The organism is Variovorax atrisoli 110B (assembly GCF_000382045.1).
Classification (GTDB): Bacteria; Pseudomonadota; Gammaproteobacteria; order Burkholderiales; family Burkholderiaceae_C; genus Variovorax; species Variovorax atrisoli.
Genome location: NZ_KB907450.1, coordinates 531708 through 546877, shown reverse-complemented (window position 1 = coordinate 546877; position 15170 = coordinate 531708). Strand labels below are relative to the sequence as shown.

The 15170-nt window shown below is 66.1% G+C and carries 12 protein-coding genes and 3 tRNA genes; 5 read left to right on the top strand and 10 right to left on the bottom strand.

Annotation, left to right across the window (positions count from 1 at the left end; genetic code table 11):
- Positions 1-30 precede the first annotated feature (30 nt).
- Positions 31-954 carry a translation elongation factor Ts gene (gene tsf, locus G369_RS0102650; RefSeq protein WP_019652423.1) on the bottom strand — a complete coding sequence of 308 codons (924 nt, stop codon included), beginning with the start codon at positions 952-954 and terminating at the stop codon, positions 31-33.
- 80 nt (positions 955-1034) lie between these two features.
- Positions 1035-1787, bottom strand: a complete 753-nt coding sequence (gene rpsB / locus G369_RS0102645; protein ID WP_019652422.1) for a 30S ribosomal protein S2 — start codon at positions 1785-1787, stop codon at positions 1035-1037.
- A 206-nt stretch (positions 1788-1993) separates the two neighbouring features.
- Between rpsB and G369_RS0102640 the strand changes: the two genes are divergently transcribed.
- The gene (locus G369_RS0102640; RefSeq protein WP_020722931.1) at positions 1994-3316 is read left to right on the top strand and encodes an amidase; all 1323 of its coding nucleotides are present in this window, start codon (positions 1994-1996) and stop codon (positions 3314-3316) included.
- A gap of 56 nt (positions 3317-3372) precedes the next feature.
- The gene (locus G369_RS0102635; RefSeq protein WP_019652420.1) at positions 3373-4626 is read left to right on the top strand and encodes a D-amino acid dehydrogenase; all 1254 of its coding nucleotides are present in this window, start codon (positions 3373-3375) and stop codon (positions 4624-4626) included.
- Here G369_RS0102635 and G369_RS0102630 read toward each other — a convergent pair.
- Positions 4616-5044 carry a hypothetical protein gene (locus G369_RS0102630; protein WP_019652419.1) on the bottom strand — a complete coding sequence of 143 codons (429 nt, stop codon included), beginning with the start codon at positions 5042-5044 and terminating at the stop codon, positions 4616-4618. The two genes, G369_RS0102635 and G369_RS0102630, sit on opposite strands and share 11 nt — an antisense overlap.
- 52 nt (positions 5045-5096) lie before the next feature.
- Between G369_RS0102630 and G369_RS0102625 the strand changes: the two genes are divergently transcribed.
- Positions 5097-6557: a bifunctional ADP-dependent NAD(P)H-hydrate dehydratase/NAD(P)H-hydrate epimerase gene (locus tag G369_RS0102625; protein WP_019652418.1), complete on the top strand. Its 1461-nt coding sequence runs from the start codon at positions 5097-5099 to the stop codon at positions 6555-6557.
- Positions 6558-6563: 6 nt separating this feature from the next.
- Here G369_RS0102625 and G369_RS0102620 read toward each other — a convergent pair whose 3' ends face one another.
- Both G369_RS0102620 and rnr read right to left on the bottom strand, forming a co-directional pair.
- A complete protein-coding gene (locus tag G369_RS0102620) occupies positions 6564-7328 on the bottom strand; it encodes an SDR family oxidoreductase (protein ID WP_019652417.1) in 765 nt (254 codons plus the stop codon).
- A 67-nt stretch (positions 7329-7395) separates the two neighbouring features.
- Positions 7396-9666, bottom strand: a complete 2271-nt coding sequence (gene rnr, locus G369_RS0102615) for a ribonuclease R (protein WP_244164284.1) — start codon at positions 9664-9666, stop codon at positions 7396-7398.
- 81 nt (positions 9667-9747) lie between these two features.
- On the opposite strand from rnr, the gene G369_RS0102610 reads away from it, so the two are divergent.
- Both G369_RS0102610 and G369_RS0102605 read left to right on the top strand, forming a co-directional pair.
- Positions 9748-9832 (top strand) — tRNA-Leu (locus G369_RS0102610).
- A gap of 209 nt (positions 9833-10041) precedes the next feature.
- Positions 10042-10126: transfer RNA gene (locus G369_RS0102605), tRNA-Leu, on the top strand.
- A gap of 81 nt (positions 10127-10207) precedes the next feature.
- Here the strand turns inward: G369_RS0102605 and rimO are convergent.
- From rimO to G369_RS0102580, 5 genes are all read right to left on the bottom strand, one after another.
- Positions 10208-11614: a 30S ribosomal protein S12 methylthiotransferase RimO gene (gene rimO, locus G369_RS0102600; RefSeq protein WP_019652415.1), complete on the bottom strand. Its 1407-nt coding sequence runs from the start codon at positions 11612-11614 to the stop codon at positions 10208-10210.
- A 66-nt stretch (positions 11615-11680) separates the two neighbouring features.
- Positions 11681-12241, bottom strand: coding sequence for a polyhydroxyalkanoate synthesis repressor PhaR (phaR, locus tag G369_RS0102595; RefSeq protein WP_019652414.1), 561 nt, complete (start codon positions 12239-12241; stop codon positions 11681-11683).
- A 74-nt stretch (positions 12242-12315) separates the two neighbouring features.
- Positions 12316-12684, bottom strand: a complete 369-nt coding sequence (locus tag G369_RS0102590; RefSeq protein WP_019652413.1) for a hypothetical protein — start codon at positions 12682-12684, stop codon at positions 12316-12318.
- 170 nt (positions 12685-12854) lie between these two features.
- Positions 12855-12931, bottom strand: a tRNA-Val gene (locus G369_RS0102585).
- Positions 12932-12979: 48 nt separating this feature from the next.
- The gene (locus tag G369_RS0102580) at positions 12980-15169 is read right to left on the bottom strand and encodes a RelA/SpoT family protein (RefSeq protein WP_051127524.1); all 2190 of its coding nucleotides are present in this window, start codon (positions 15167-15169) and stop codon (positions 12980-12982) included.
- Position 15170 lies beyond the last annotated feature (1 nt).

Here is a 15170-nt window from a genome sequence, read left to right as displayed (position 1 = left end):
CGAACGCACCGTCGCTGGAGCCATAAAGGCTTAGGCGGCAGCCTTGGCTGCGGCGACTTGAGCGGCGACCTCTGCAGCGAAGTCGTCAACTTTCTTCTCAATGCCTTCGCCGACCACGTACAGGGTGAAGCCCTTGATCGTGGTGTTGGCGGCCTTGAGCATCTGCTCGACGGTCTGCTTGTCGTTCTTCACGAAAGGCTGGTTGTGCAGCGAGACTTCCTTCAGGAACTTCTGCACGCCGCCTTCGATGCGCTTGGCGACGATGTCGGCCGGCTGGGGCTTCTTGCCTTCTGCTTCGGCGGCCTTGCGGTCTTCTTCCGCCTTGCCGGCAGCAATGGCGCGTTCCTTCTCGATCAGCTCGGCAGGCACGTCCGAAGCAGCGATCGACACGGGCTTCATGGCGGCGATGTGCATCGCGACGTCCTTGGCGGCAGTGTCGTCACCTTCGAACTCGACCATCACGCCGATGCGCGTGCCGTGCAGGTACGAAGCCAGCTTGCCGTTGCCGGCGAAGCGCTTGAAGCGGCGGAAGGTCATGTTCTCGCCGATCTTGCCGATCAGGCCCTTGCGCACGTCCTCGAGCGTGGGGCCGAAGCCGTCCTGCTCGTAGGGCAGTGCACCCAGTGCAGCGATGTCGGCGGGATTCTTCTCGGCGATGAGCTTGGCGGCGGCGTTGACCAGGGCCAGGAAGCTGTCGTTCTTCGAGACGAAGTCGGTTTCGCAGTTGACTTCGATCATCGCGCCGGCGTCACTGGCAGCGTATGCGGCCACCACGCCTTCGGCGGTGATGCGGCTCGACGCCTTGCCAGCCTTGTTGCCGAGCTTGATGCGCAGCAGCTCTTCTGCCTTTTCCATGTTGCCGTCGGCCTCGGTCAGGGCCTTCTTGCACTCCATCATCGGCGCGTCGGTCTTCGCGCGCAGTTCGCCGACCATGCTTGCGGTGATTGCAGCCATTTTGTATCTCCGTGAATTCAAAAATCAGGTTAAAAAAAAGGGGCACCAAAGCCCCTTCTTCAGGCTCGCGGGCGCGCCAATCAGGCCGAGGCACCCTCTTCGACTTCGACGAATTCGTCATTGCCTTCGACGATGGCCTTCACCACGTCGCCGGTGGCGCTGTTGCGGCCTTCGATGATCGCGTCGGCGATACCGCGGGCGTACAGCGTGACAGCCTTCGACGAGTCGTCGTTGCCGGGGATCACGTAGTCGATGCCTTCGGGCGAGTGGTTGGAGTCCACCACGCCGATCAGCGGGATGCCCAGCTTCTTGGCTTCAGCCACGGCGATCTTGTGGAAGCCCACGTCGATCACGAAGATGGCGTCAGGCAGGGCGCTCATGTCCTGGATGCCGCCGATGTCCTTCTCGAGCTTCTCGATTTCACGCGTGAACGTGAGCTGCTCTTTCTTGCTCAGGTTGTCGAGGCCGGCTTCCTGCTGGGCCTTCATGTCCTTCAGGCGCTTGATCGAGGTCTTGACCGTCTTGAAGTTGGTCAGCATGCCACCCAGCCAGCGGGTGTCGACGTACGGCACGCCGGCACGGCGGGCTTCGGTCGCCACGATGTCACGGGCCTGGCGCTTGGTACCGACCATCAGGATGGTGCCGCGGTTGGCGGTGAGCTGCTTGGCGTACTTCATCGCCTCCTGGAACATCGGGAGCGACTTTTCCAGGTTGATGATGTGGATCTTGTTGCGATGGCCGAAGATGTACGGGGCCATCTTGGGGTTCCAGAAGCGGGTTTGGTGACCGAAATGGACACCTGCCTCCAGCATTTCGCGCATGGTCGTGGACATTGAAATTACTCCAAAGGTTGGGTCTAAAATCCAGCCCGTTTTGCGCTCTTCGAATCGAGTCACAACACCTTGATTGGGCCGGTTTGCGGATGTGTCTGGCTGGGAGCAATGAAAGCCGTTGCCCGGCCAGCGAAACCCAAAGAGTATAGCACGGGCGTCGCCCCTCCCCTGAACCTGAACCGCCCCGGCGGCACCCTGCAGCTCCCATGAACGACCTCCACGCCACCCGTCTCGACCTTCTGGCAGGTGGCACCGACGCCCGCACCGAAATGGAGCGCGCGCTCGACATCTCCAGGTCCGCCGCCTGCGCCCACGCCTTCACCCGGACGATGTTCGACGAGGCCCCGGGTTCGGCCCAGGCCTGCGACCCGGCGAGCCGCCTGGCCGGGCTCGCCTTCACGGCAAAAGACCTTTTCGACGTCGAGGGCCAGGCCACCCCTGCCGGCTCCGCCGTCCTCGCCCACGCCCCGGCCGCAAAGGCCGATGCTCCTGCCGTTGCTCGGCTGCGCGCCGCCGGTGGCGTGCTGACGGGCCGGACCAACATGACGGAATTCGCCTTCTCTGGCGTCGGCGTCAATCCACACCATGGAACGCCGGCCAACGTCAGCGACGCCGCGGTGCCGCGCATTCCGGGCGGCTCCTCGTCCGGGGCGGCGATCTCGGTGGCGAGCGGGGCCGCCTTCATCGGGCTGGGCTCCGACACCGGCGGCTCGATCCGCATTCCCGCGGCGCTCAACGGCATCGTCGGCTTCAAGAACACGGCCCGGCTGACGCCCACCGCCGGCGCCCTGCCGCTGTCGACCACCCTGGACACCGCCTGCGCCATGACCCGATCGGTGCGCGATGCCATCACCGCGCACGAGATCCTCGCCGCCCGGCGCGTGACCGCCGGCAACGCCCCGCTCTCCGCCTACAGGCTGGCCGTGGTGAAGAACCTGTTCTTCGATGGCGTCGAGCCCGCCGTCGCCACCGCCTTCGAGCGCTCGCTGAAGGCTCTGCGTGCCGCCGGCGCCCGCATCGTGGAGATCGAACTGCCCGAGCTCGCCGAACTCGGCGCCATCAATGCCACCGGCGGCTTCTCGGCTGCCGAGGCCTACGCCTGGCATCGCCTGCTGCTGGAACGCAGCGGCGCCGGCTACGACCCGCGCGTGGCCCAGCGCATCCTGCGCGGCGCGACGATGAAGGCGCACGAGTACATCGACCTGATCAACGCCCGACGCGACTGGATCGGCCGCGTCGAAGCCGCGCTCGCACCGTTCGACGCCGTGCTGTCGCCGACCGTGCCGATCACCGCGCCGCCCATCGCCAGCGTGGCGCCGGGCGCCGAGCGCGACGAAGAATTCTTCCGCGTCAATGCGCTGCTGCTGCGCAACCCGTCGGTCATCAACATGCTCGACGGGTGCGCCATCTCGCTGCCCTGCCACGTCCCCGGTGAATTGCCGGTGGGCCTGATGCTGTGGCATGCCGCGCTGCACGACGACGCCGTCCTTGCGGTGGCGCTCCAGACCGAACGCGCACTGCAAGAATAGCGGCCGACGGCGTCCGCTCCGCTGGCGCCGGCCATCTCTCTCATCCTGAACATTCAATGAAAATCGCGATCGTGGGCGCCGGCATCATCGGCGTCACCACCGCCTGGGAACTGGTTTCCGACGGCCATGAAGTGACCGTGTTCGAGCGCCGAGGCGCCGCCGCCGAGGAAGCCAGCTTCGCCAATGCCGGCGTGGTCGCTCCCGGATACGTCACGCCGTGGGCCGGTCCCGGCATGCGCGGCAAGGTGCTGCGCTCCCTGCTCTCTTCGCACGGCGCCATCAAGCTGCGCTGGCCCCTGGGCTCGCGCGACCTCGGCTGGCTCTCCCGCTGGCAGAAGGCCTGCAAGCTCGACACCTACCTCGCCAACCGCGCCCGCATGCAGCGTCTTGCCTTCTACAGCCGCAACCGGCTGCACGAGGTGACCGAGGCGCGCGAACTCAGCTACGAGCGCAGCGACGGCTACCTGGTGCTGCTGCGCTCCAAGCGCGAGAAGAAGCTGGTGCAGCCCGGGCTCGACGTGCTGCGCGCGGCCGGCAGCGTCTTCAAGGAAGTCGACGCCGACGAGGCCCGGCTGATCGAACCCGCCCTGAACCCTGATACCCCGCTGGCAGGCGCCATCCACCTGCCCGAGGACGAGGTGGCCAACTGCCGCCAGTTCGCACTGCTGCTCAAGTGGGAGGCCGAATCCTTCGGCGCCCAGTTCCATTTCAACTGCGACATCGCGCCGCTGAGCCGCGCAGCGCCCACCTCTCTCTCGCTCGCCAGCGGCTCGGACCCGGTCCGCTACGACGCCGTGGTGGTCTGCGCCGGACTGGAATCGGCCGCGCTGCTGCGGCCCCTGGGCCTGCGGATTCCGATGGCGCCGGTCTACGGCCATTCGGTCAGCGCGCCGATCCGCGAGCCGCTCAATGCGCCGCGCAGCGCGGTGATGGACGAGCGCTTCAAGGTCGCCATCTCCCGGCTGGGCCAGCGGGTGCGCGTGGCCGGCAGCGCGGAGATCGGCGGCTCGCTGGAGACGATGAATCCCGCCGCGGTGCAGACGCTCTACAAGGTGCTGCACGACTGGTTTCCGGGTGCCGCGACGCTGCAGTCGGGCATCCAGCAGTGGAAAGGCGCCCGGCCGATGCTGCCCGACGGTCCGCCGGTGCTGGGTGCCAGCGGCATTCCCGGCGTCTGGCTCAACCTCGGGCACGGATCGAGCGGCTGGGCACTCTCGTGCGGCAGCGCGCGCGTGCTGGGCGACCTGATCGCAGGGCGCGAGCCGGGCATCGACCTCGAAGGACTCGGGGTCGAACGGCTCAGTCTCTAGGACCCCATCGGCGCAACGCCTCCGGGCTTGCCGGCTTTTCGACGGGAAGCTCCGGCTCCGGAGGAGGCCGGAACCTGCCGGCCATCCAGCCCAGCAATCCGGGGCAGACCAACCCGAAGAAGACCAGGCACAAGCCGGCAGCCCCCAGGAGTGCCAGGCGCTCCAGCCCGGAAGTCGCTTCGGCCGGCAGGTCGAACCAGCGGACCACGCTGATGCCGAAACCGACATTGGCGGCCCAGGCCACGTCCCGCAGCGGAATCCATCGCCTGAACTCGGCCAGCAGGAAGATGCCCCACACAATGCACAGCAGGCCGAGAACCCACGCGAATCCGGCGATCCACGCCAGCGTCGCGGCGAGGAACGACACCAGCGCCGCGACGAGCAGAACAAGCAGCCAACCGGCGCCCTTGAAATTCATCCCCGGATCATAGGCAGGCAAGCCGCTGGCAGGCCGGCGGCACAATGCGTCGATGCAACGCATCACCTCCGCCACTGCTGCCGATCTGTTCGACATCGCTGCAACTCGCCGCATCGAGCAGGCAGCGTCGGCCGCCCTGCCCGCCCACACGCTGATGCAGCGCGCGGGCCTCGCGGTGGCGCGGCTCGCGATGGCGATCGCGCCGCATGCGCGCACGATCTGGGTGGCTTGCGGACCAGGCAACAACGGCGGCGACGGCTTCGAAGCTGCTGCGCAGTTGCGGCACCGGGGCTTCTTCCCGGTCGTCACCTTCCTCGGCGATGAAGGCAGGCTGCCGCCGGACGCCAAGGCATCGCTGCAGCGGGCTCGCGATGCAGGCGTCACCTTTGCCACGACGCCGCCTTCGGCCTTTGAACTCGCGATCGACGCATTGCTCGGCATCGGCTCGGCGCGTCCGCCCGACGGCACGATGGCCGATTGGCTCGAGCAGATGCACGCCAGCGGCCAACCCGTGCTGTGCGTCGATGTGCCCTCCGGGCTGAATGCGGATACCGGCACGCTGCCTCGGGGCGCCGGTCACGCACGGGCAGCCGCCCGCAGCTGCATCACCTTCCTCACGCTCAAGCCCGGCCTGTTCACGGCGCAAGGCCGCGACGCGGCGGGCACGGTCTGGTTCGACGATCTGGGTTGCGGCGCATTCAGGGACCGCCCCGTGGCGCGCATCGCCGGAGCGCCCGATGCGCAGCTTCGCGAGCATGCCTCGCACAAGGGCAGCTATGGCGACGTCGCGGTGATCGGAGGCGCCTCCGGCATGGCAGGCGCGGCTTTGCTGGCTGGCTCGGCGGCTCTGCATGGGGGCGCCGGCCGCGTGTTCGTCGGGCTGCTCGATCCGAGCGCAGCGCCCGTCGATACCGCGCAGCCCGAACTGATGCTGCGCGACGCACGAACGCTCGATCTCTCGAACATGACGGCCGTCTGCGGCTGCGGCGGAGCAGAAGCCGTGCGCGAACTTCTGCCACGTGTGCTCTCGACGGCGGCCGCGCTGGTGCTCGATGCAGATGCGCTCAATGCCATCGCAACCGACAACACACTGCAAGCCCAGCTGGCATCGCGCGGAAAAATTGGATCGCCAACGGTGATCACGCCGCATCCGCTGGAAGCGGCGCGCCTGCTGGGCAGATCGGTCGGGGAAGTCCAGGGCGACCGGATGGCCGCGGCGCGAGAACTCGCGGCGCGCTTCGGCGTCGTTGCCGTGCTCAAGGGATCAGGCACCGTCATCGCCGGCGCCGGCCAAACGACGCCCGTCATCAACCTGACCGGCAACGCCCGGCTCGCAACCGCGGGCACCGGCGACGTGCTGGCCGGAATGATCGGCGCAGCGCTGGCGGCGGGCCGCCCAGCGTTCGAAGCGGCACGCGAATCCGTCTGGCAGCACGGCCACATCGCCGACACCTGGCCGGCCGATGCGGCCCCGCTCACTGCCGGCGCGCTGGCCCGCCGCGCATCCGACTGAAAGACCCTAGCCGCGACCGACGAAGGGCATCTTCGTCGCCATGACGGTGTGGAACAGCACGTTGGCTTCCAGCGGCAGGTTCGCCATGTAGAGCACCGACTGGCCGACGATCTTGACGTCGATCAGCGGTTCGATCGCGAGCTCTCCGTTGGCCTGCGGCACGCCCTTGGCCATGCGCGCGGCCAGCTCGGTCATGGCGTTGCCCACGTCGATCTGGCCCACCGCGATGTCGTACTTGCGGCCGTCGAGCGACGCGGTCTTGGTCAGTCCTTCGACCGCGTGCTTGGTCGCGGTGTACGCGGCCGAGTTCGGGCGCGGCGCCGTGGCCGAAATCGAGCCGTTGTTGATGATGCGGCCGCCCATCGGCGTCTGAGCCTTCATCGTGCGGAAGGCCTGCTGGATGCAGAAGAACATGCCGGTCAGGTTGATGTCGACCACGCCCTGCCACTGCTCGGGTGTCCAGTCCTCGAACGGTCCCGGCGGGTTGCCCACGCCGGCGTTGTTGAACAGCAGGTCGACGCGGCCGAAGCGCTCGACCGTCGCGGCGAACAAGGCCTGCACCGAGGCTGCGTTCGACACGTCGGTGGGCACCGCGAAGGCGCGCGCGCCGGCGCCCGATTCTTCCGCCACCTGCTCCAGCGGCTCCAGGCGACGGCCTGCGAGCGCCACGCTCCAGCCGTCGGCCAGCAGCGCCAGCGCGGCTGCACGGCCGATGCCGGAGCCGGCACCCGTGACGATGGCGATACGGCCCTTGTTGTCTTCAGCGCTCATGCTGTCTGTCTCTTTCTTCTCGGTTGTCGATGGTTCGTTCGTTTAGATCATGGCGATGCGAGGCCGGTCAGCGGCGCGGCTTGCGCCCCTTGCCCTTCATCTTGCTGGCGGCTTTCTTCACCGCCGACTTGAAGGCCTGCATCGCCGACTGCGCACCGGCCGTGGCCGAAGTCGGCCGCTCGCCGCGGGGCTCGGCATTGCCGGCTTCCGCCTTGTTGCGCGTGCTGCGCTTGGCCGAGGCCTTCACGGGCACACCCGATGATGCCGCACCCTTGTCCTTCATCGCCCGCGTCGTCAGCTCCTCGCCTTCGCGAACGAGGCGGAAGTCGATCTTGCGGCCGTCCAGGTCGACGCGGCTCACCTGCACCCGCACCCGCGTGCCGATGGCGTAGCGGATGCCGGTGCGCTCGCCGCGCAACTCCTGGCGCATCTCGTCGAACTTGAAGTACTCGCCGCCGAGCTCGGTGATGTGCACCAGGCCCTCGACGTACATCGCGTCGAGCGTGACGAAGATGCCGAAGGTGGTGGCCGCAGTAACCACCCCGCCGTACTCCTCGCCGAGGTGCTCGCGCATGTACTTGCACTTGAGCCATGCCTCGACGTCGCGGCTGGCCTCGTCGGCACGGCGCTCGTTGGCGCTGCAGTGCAGGCCCGCGGCCTCCCATGCCAAAACTTCCTTGCTGGGCGCGACGGTGGCCTTCTGAGGCTTGGCCGTCGGCGCCTTCACGCGAGACGCGAGGCGCTTGGCCAGCTTGGCGTGTGCCTCGCCAGGGGTCGGCAGCATCGGCAGCTGGTAGCGCGTGTTGCCGAGGATCGCCTTGATCACGCGGTGCACCAGCAGGTCGGGATAACGCCGGATCGGACTGGTGAAGTGCGTGTAGGCCTCGTAGGCCAGGCCGAAGTGGCCGCTGTTGATCGGCGTGTAGATCGCCTGCTGCATCGAGCGCAGCAGCATGGTGTGGATCTGCTGCGCGTCGGGACGGTCCTTGGTGGCCTCGGCGATCGCCTGGAACTCGCCCGGCCTCGGCTCATCGGTGATGCTCAGGCCCACGCCCATCGCCTTCAGGTAGCCGCGAAGGATTTCCTTCTTCTCGGGCGTCGGGCCTTCGTGCACGCGGTACAGGCCAGGGTGCTTGCCCTGGGCGATGAAGTCGGCGCTGCAGACGTTGGCGGCGAGCATCGCCTCCTCGATCAGGCGGTGCGCCTCGTTGCGCGTGCGCGGCACGATCTTCTCGATGCGGCCGGCGTCGTCGCAGATGATCTGGGTCTCGGTGGTCTCGAAGTCGACGGCGCCGCGCTTGCCGCGCTGCTTGAGCAGCGCCTTGTAGACGTCGGCGAGGTTCAGCAGGTCCTTGACGCGTTCCTTGCGCTTCGCAGCCTCGGGGCCGCGGGTGTTGCTAAGGATCGCAGCCACCTCGGTGTACGTGAAGCGCGCGTGGCTGAACATCACTGCCGGATAGAACTGGTAGGCGTAGATTTCGCCGTCGGCATCGACCAGCATGTCGCACACCATGCACAGGCGCTCGACTTCGGGATTGAGCGAGCACAGGCCGTTCGACAGCTTCTCGGGCAGCATCGGGATCACCCGGCGCGGGAAGTAGACGCTGGTGGCGCGGTCGTAGGCGTCGATGTCGATGGGCGAGCCGGTCTGCACATAGGCGCTGACATCGGCAATGGCAACCAGCAGGCGCCAGCCCTTGCCGCGACCCACCTTCGCGGGCTCGCAATAGACGGCGTCGTCGAAGTCACGCGCGTCTTCACCGTCGATGGTGACGAGCGGGACGTCGGTGAGGTCGACGCGGCCTTTCTTGTCGGCCGGGCGGACCTTCTCGGGCAGTGCCTTGGCTGCGGCCAGGCACTCCGCGGAAAATTCATGCGGCACGCCGTACTTGCGCACGGCAATCTCGATCTCCATGCCGGGGTCGTCGATCTCGCCCAGCACCTCCTTCACGCGGCCCACGGGCTGGCCGAAAAGGGCCGGCGGTTCGGTGAGCTGCACGACAACGACCTGCCCCACCTTCGCGGGACCGGTCGCTCCCTTGGGAATCAGGACGTCCTGGCCGTAGCGCTTGTCTTCCGGTGCGACGAGCCAGATGCCGCCTTCGTGCAACAGGCGGCCAATGATGGGCTGCTCAGGGCGCTCGACGATCTCCACCACGCGCCCTTCGGGACGTCCGCGGCGGTCCTGGCGCACGATGCGCGCCTTGACGCGGTCCTTGTGCAGCACCGCGCGCATTTCGTTCGGGGGCAGATAGATGTCCGCTTCGCCATCGTCGCGCTGCACGAAGCCGTGCCCGTCGCGATGTCCTTGAACAGTTCCTTCGATTTCATCCAGCAGGCCGCTGGAAGTGACATTATTTTTGATATGATCTCCTTCTTTCCTGAAATTCAAAACGTAGTTGCTTCTGCAACTACGTGGGCCCAGATGGCGGAATTGGTAGACGCACTAGTTTCAGGTACTAGCGAGTAACATCGTGGAGGTTCGAGTCCTCTTCTGGGCACCAAGTTTAAACAGACCCTTACCAGGTCATTCGATTCAAGCCACCGGTCTCCGGTGGCTTTTTTCATTGCCGATCGAATCCGCATCGAACGGTCGGCGCAACCGGACAGGCAAGAGCCGGACCAGCGCCAGTTTTTTTGCGCGCGCCCCGTTTTTTTTGGGCAGCCGCGACAAATTGTGTATACTTGCAGTCTTTGCTGAAAAGCAGAGTCAGCCCAGATGGCGGAATTGGTAGACGCACTAGTTTCAGGTACTAGCGAGTAACATCGTGGAGGTTCGAGTCCTCTTCTGGGCACCAGATCCAAATTGACCCCCGCCAGGTCATCCGAAACAAGCCACCGGTCTCCGGTGGCTTTTTTCATGGTCGATCGGATCCGCATCAAACGGGCAGTGCGATCAGGTCGTGGCCCTCTGCACCCACGATGCGCGCGCGGGTGAACTCACCCACCTTCAGCGTCTTGCTGATCTTCTCGGGCGGCAGCAGACGGACCGTGCCGTCGATCTCCGGCGCATCTGCGTACGTACGCCCCACCCCGCCCTTGCGACCCAGGGCGGGCGCCGAATCGACCAGCACCTGCATCGTCGAGCCGATGCGCCTTTGCAGCTTGGCGATCGACACGGCCTCGGCCACCTCCATGAAGCGCGCACGGCGCGCCTCGCGCTCGGCCTCCGGCAGCATGCCGGGGATGTCATTGGCGGTGGCGCCTTCGACGGGGCTGTAGGCAAAGCAGCCGGCGCGGTCGATCTCGGCTTCGCGGATGAAATCGAGCAGGTGCTCGAACTCCTGCTCCGTCTCGCCAGGAAAGCCCGCGATGAAGGTACTGCGGATGACGAGCTCGGGGCACACCTCGCGCCAACGCGCCAGTCGCTCCAGGTTCTTCTCGCCGCTGGCCGGGCGCTTCATGCGCTTGAGCACATCAGGATGGCTGTGCTGCAAGGGCACGTCGAGGTACGGCAGCACCTGGCCGCTCGCCATCAGCGGAACGATCTCGTCGACGCTGGGGTACGGGTACACGTAGTGCAGTCGAACCCAGGCGCCGTACGGCTCGGCGATTTCACCAAGCGTGCGCACCAGTTCGAGCATGCGCGTCTTCACGGGCTTGCCGTCCCAGAAACCGGTGCGGTACTTCACGTCGACCCCATAGGCCGAGGTGTCCTGGCTGATCACCAGCAGTTCTTTCACGCCACCTTCGAACAAGGCCTTGGCCTCGCTCAGCACATCGCCCACAGGCCGCGACACGAGGTCGCCGCGCATCGATGGAATGATGCAGAAGGTGCAGCGATGGTTGCAGCCCTCGCTGATCTTCAGGTACGCATAGTGCCGCGGCGTCAGCTTGAGGCCGGCGACCCCGAAGGTATTCGGCACGAGGTCGATGAAAGGATCGTGCGGCTTCGGCAGATTGGCATGCACCGCATCCATCACCTCCTGCGTGGCGTGCGGACCGGTCACGGCCAGCACGCTCGGGTGCATCTGGCGCACCAGGTTGCCGCCCTGGTCGCCGGTCTTGGCGCCAAGGCAACCGGTGACGATCACGCGGCCGTTCTCGGCCAGCGCCTCGCCGATCGTGTCGAGGCTCTCCTTCACGGCGTCGTCGATGAAGCCGCAGGTGTTGACGATCACCAGATCGGCGCCTTCGAAAGTCTTGGCAGTTTGATAACCCTCGGCACTCAGCTGGGTCAGGATCAGTTCGGAATCGGTCAGGGCCTTGGGGCAGCCAAGGCTCACGAAGCCGACCTTGGGGGCGGTCGGCGCGGCCATGCGTTCGGGGGAGGCAACTTCGCTCATATGCCTCTATTGTCCCAGCTATCGGAGACGGCGGGGCAACCACCGCTTGCGGGCACCTGCCGCAGGTCAGGAACGCTTGATGCCAAAGGCCCCCAGCACCTGCTCGGTGTTCTTCTGCATCTGCTCCTGCATCTGAAGGAACACGTTCTTCGATTGCTCGACGTAGCTGCCCATCAGCCCCTGCAGCATCGGCGACTGCATGGTCATGAAGCGGGCCCACATCTCGGGGGTCAGGCCCTCGGCCTTTTCGGCGAGCTGCGCCTGCACCTCGGTCATGGCCTGGATGTTCTTCTCGAGGTACGGCCCCATGTAGCCCTGCATGGCCTGACCGTAGAAGCGGATGATGTTGGCCAGCACCTGCTCCGTGAACATCGGCGCGCCGCCCGCTTCTTCTTCGAGGATGATCTGCAGCAGGATGCTGCGCGTGAGGTCGTCGCCGGTCTTGGCATCACGCACCACGAACTGGGCATTCTGGATGACCAGCTGCTTCACCTCGGTCAGCGTGATGTACGTGGATGTCTCGGTGTCGTAGAGCCTTCGGTTCGGGTACTTCTTGATCACACGCTGTACCGGCTTGACCCCGGACTTCTTGCTCTGCACTGCGGACTCCTTCACATGGACGCCCATGTCGTCGGACGATTCTAGGGAGCGGTTTTGCTGCGCCGCGACAAGGTTTACCCTGACCGGGCCGGCCACTTGCCTCAATCGGACGAGGTCGCGTATTCGGCGCCGCACACATTGCAGGCGGCGACCTCGGGCCTCTCTCCCTCGGCTTCGCGGAATCGCAGCGGCGTCTTGTGGCCATAGACCACCCAGCAGCGCGGACAGTGCTCCTGTCCAACGGTAGGCAGATAGGCCCGCGCACGCTGCTCGGCACGCTCCTCCGTCAGGGGCATGCCCTGGCGGTGCGCACGCGCCACTTCCCGGGCAGCCATCGTGTCGGTGCGCCCGCTCGCGTAGTCGTTGATGCCGTAGACGGCACGCGCAAACTCGATGGGAGCCTGCTTCAGCAATGCGGCCAGACGCTTGTCGGCATGAGTCCGATCAGCCGTGGTCGACCGCATATTCATCGAATCGCTTATCAAGAAAAATGGAATGAAGTTGCAGAGTGACCAAGGTAGCACAAGTACGTGGCCGAGGTCTTTGCCTGCATCATCACAAGGGGCGATATACACACCGGAGAACCCGGTGGATGATCTGTTCAATTGACCCGGTGGTTGGCCGGGGTTGAAACAGAAATTGGTAGGCGCGATTGGACTCGAACCAACGACCCCCACCATGTCAAGGTGGTGCTCTAACCAGCTGAGCTACGCGCCTAAGGATGTGTCCGAGAAGCAGTTATTGTAGCAGGAGAAATCGCGTTTTTCAGCGACGACGTGCAGATCGCACACCAATAACTGCAGTGACCAGCCCAAGAACCTGCGTGAGGCGCGCTGCATCTGCGATTTCCACGGTGAACGTCATCCACGCAGTGCCCTTGATCGACTGCGTCTGCACGCCGATCACGTTCATCTTCTCGCGCGCGAAGACATCCGAGATATCGCGCAGGAGGCCCTGGCGGTCGGCCGCTTCGACAGCTACGTCGACCGCATACACAGGCGCCTCGGCGCCCTTCTTCGCGACGCCCCACTCCACGTCGATGACGCGTTCGCCATCTTTCGCGGCCATCGTGCGGAAGTTGCTGCAGTCGCTGCGATGCACGCTGACGCCATGGCCGCGCGTGACGAAGCCGCGGATCGCATCGGGCGGCGCCGGCTTGCAGCACTTGGCCAGCTGCGTCATCAGCGAAGACACGCCCACCACGAGCACGCCGCCCTTGCCCGACTTCTCGCTGCCGCGTGCCTTCTTGATGAGTACGCCGTCGTCGGGGCCCTGTGCGGGTTCGGGCGGACGCAGCAGCGTCTCGATGTTGCGCAGGGAGAACTCGTCCTTGCCGACGACTTCGAACAGATGGTCTGCCGACTTGAAGCCGAGCTGCGAGGCAAGATCCTCGAGCCGCACCGCGGTCTTGCCTTCGCGCTGCAGCAGCTTCTCGACGGCCTCGCGTCCACGCGCCACGGTCTCGTGCGTGATCTGCGCGTTGAACCATGCACGCACCTTCGCGCGCGCACGGTTGCTGGCGAGATAACCGAGCTCCGCGTTCAGCCAGTCGCGCGACGGGCCGCCCTCCTTGGCCGCGATGATCTCGACCGTCTGTCCGTTCGACAGCGGCGTGTTCAGCGGAACCATCGCGCCATCGACGCGAGCCCCTCTGCAGCGATGCCCCAGCGTCGTGTGCACGGTATAGGCAAAGTCGACCGGCGTCGCCCCTTGAGGCAATTCGACGATCGCCGCATCGGGCGTCAGCACGTAGATGCGGTCGTCGAACAGGCCCTGCCCCTGCAGGCCGCCCGAAAGATCGCGCTCCCACGCGAGCAGTTGCCGAAGCACCGCGATCTTCGCGTCGTACTCGCCGCTGGCCCACACGCCCGCGTAGCCCTTGTGGCCCGCTTCCTTGTAGGCCCAGTGCGCAGCCACGCCATGCTCGGCGTGGTCGTGCATCTCTTCTGTGCGGATCTGGATCTCGATCGGCTTGCCGGCCTTGCCATCGACCAGCTCGCGCACCACCGTGTGCAGCGACTGGTACCCATTGGGCTTGGGGCGCGCGATGTAGTCGTCGAACTCCTCGTCGATGGGCTGGAAGTGCGAGTGCACCCAGGCCAGCGCCGCATAGCAGTCCTTCACGTCGGGCACCACCACGCGCAGCGCCAGGATGTCGAAGACCTGCGCGAAGTCGAGCGACTTGCCGCGCATCTTCTTCACGATGCTGTAGATGTTCTTGGGCCGCCCCTGCACCGCGGCCTTGATGCCCTCGGTCTGCAGCTCGCGCTCCAGCTTGGAGCGCAGCTGCTCCACGTAACCCTCGCGCTCGACGCGCTTCTCGTCAAGAAGCCGTGCGATCAGCTTGTAGGTCTCGGGCTCGAGGAAGCGGAACGAAAGATCCTCGATCTCCCACTTCACCTGCCAGATGCCCAGCCGGTTGGCCAGCGGCGCGAAGACCTGCAGCGACTCGCGCGCGACCCCCTCGGGGGCTGGCTGCTTGCTTGCGGCCGCATGGCGCAGGGTCTGCAGGCGCGAAGCCAGCCGCAGCATCACGACGCGCAGGTCGCGCGAGAACGCAAGCAGCATCTTGCGCACGTTCTCGGTCTGCGCGCCGGCGCCCTCGATGTGATGTCCCTGCGAGGCCGAGCGGGCCTGCTCCTGCACGCGTACCAGCTTGGTCGTCTCGACGGCGAGCGAGGCGAAGTTGTCGCCGAACACCTTGGCGATCACCTCCTGCGGACGGTTCAGGTGCTGGCACGAATAGACCAGGTAGCTCGCCGCCTGCATCGCCTCGGAGCCCCCCATCTTCGCAACGATGGCAGCCACCGCGTCGGCGTGCGCGAGCGTGTTCTCTCCTGTATCGAGCTTCTCGTCGGCGATCAGCGGCTCGGCGAAGGCGCGCGCGCGGGCCAGCATGTTCTCCATCACCGGCGTGCGCTCGGCCGTCGCCGCGGACAGCGGGTAATCGACCATG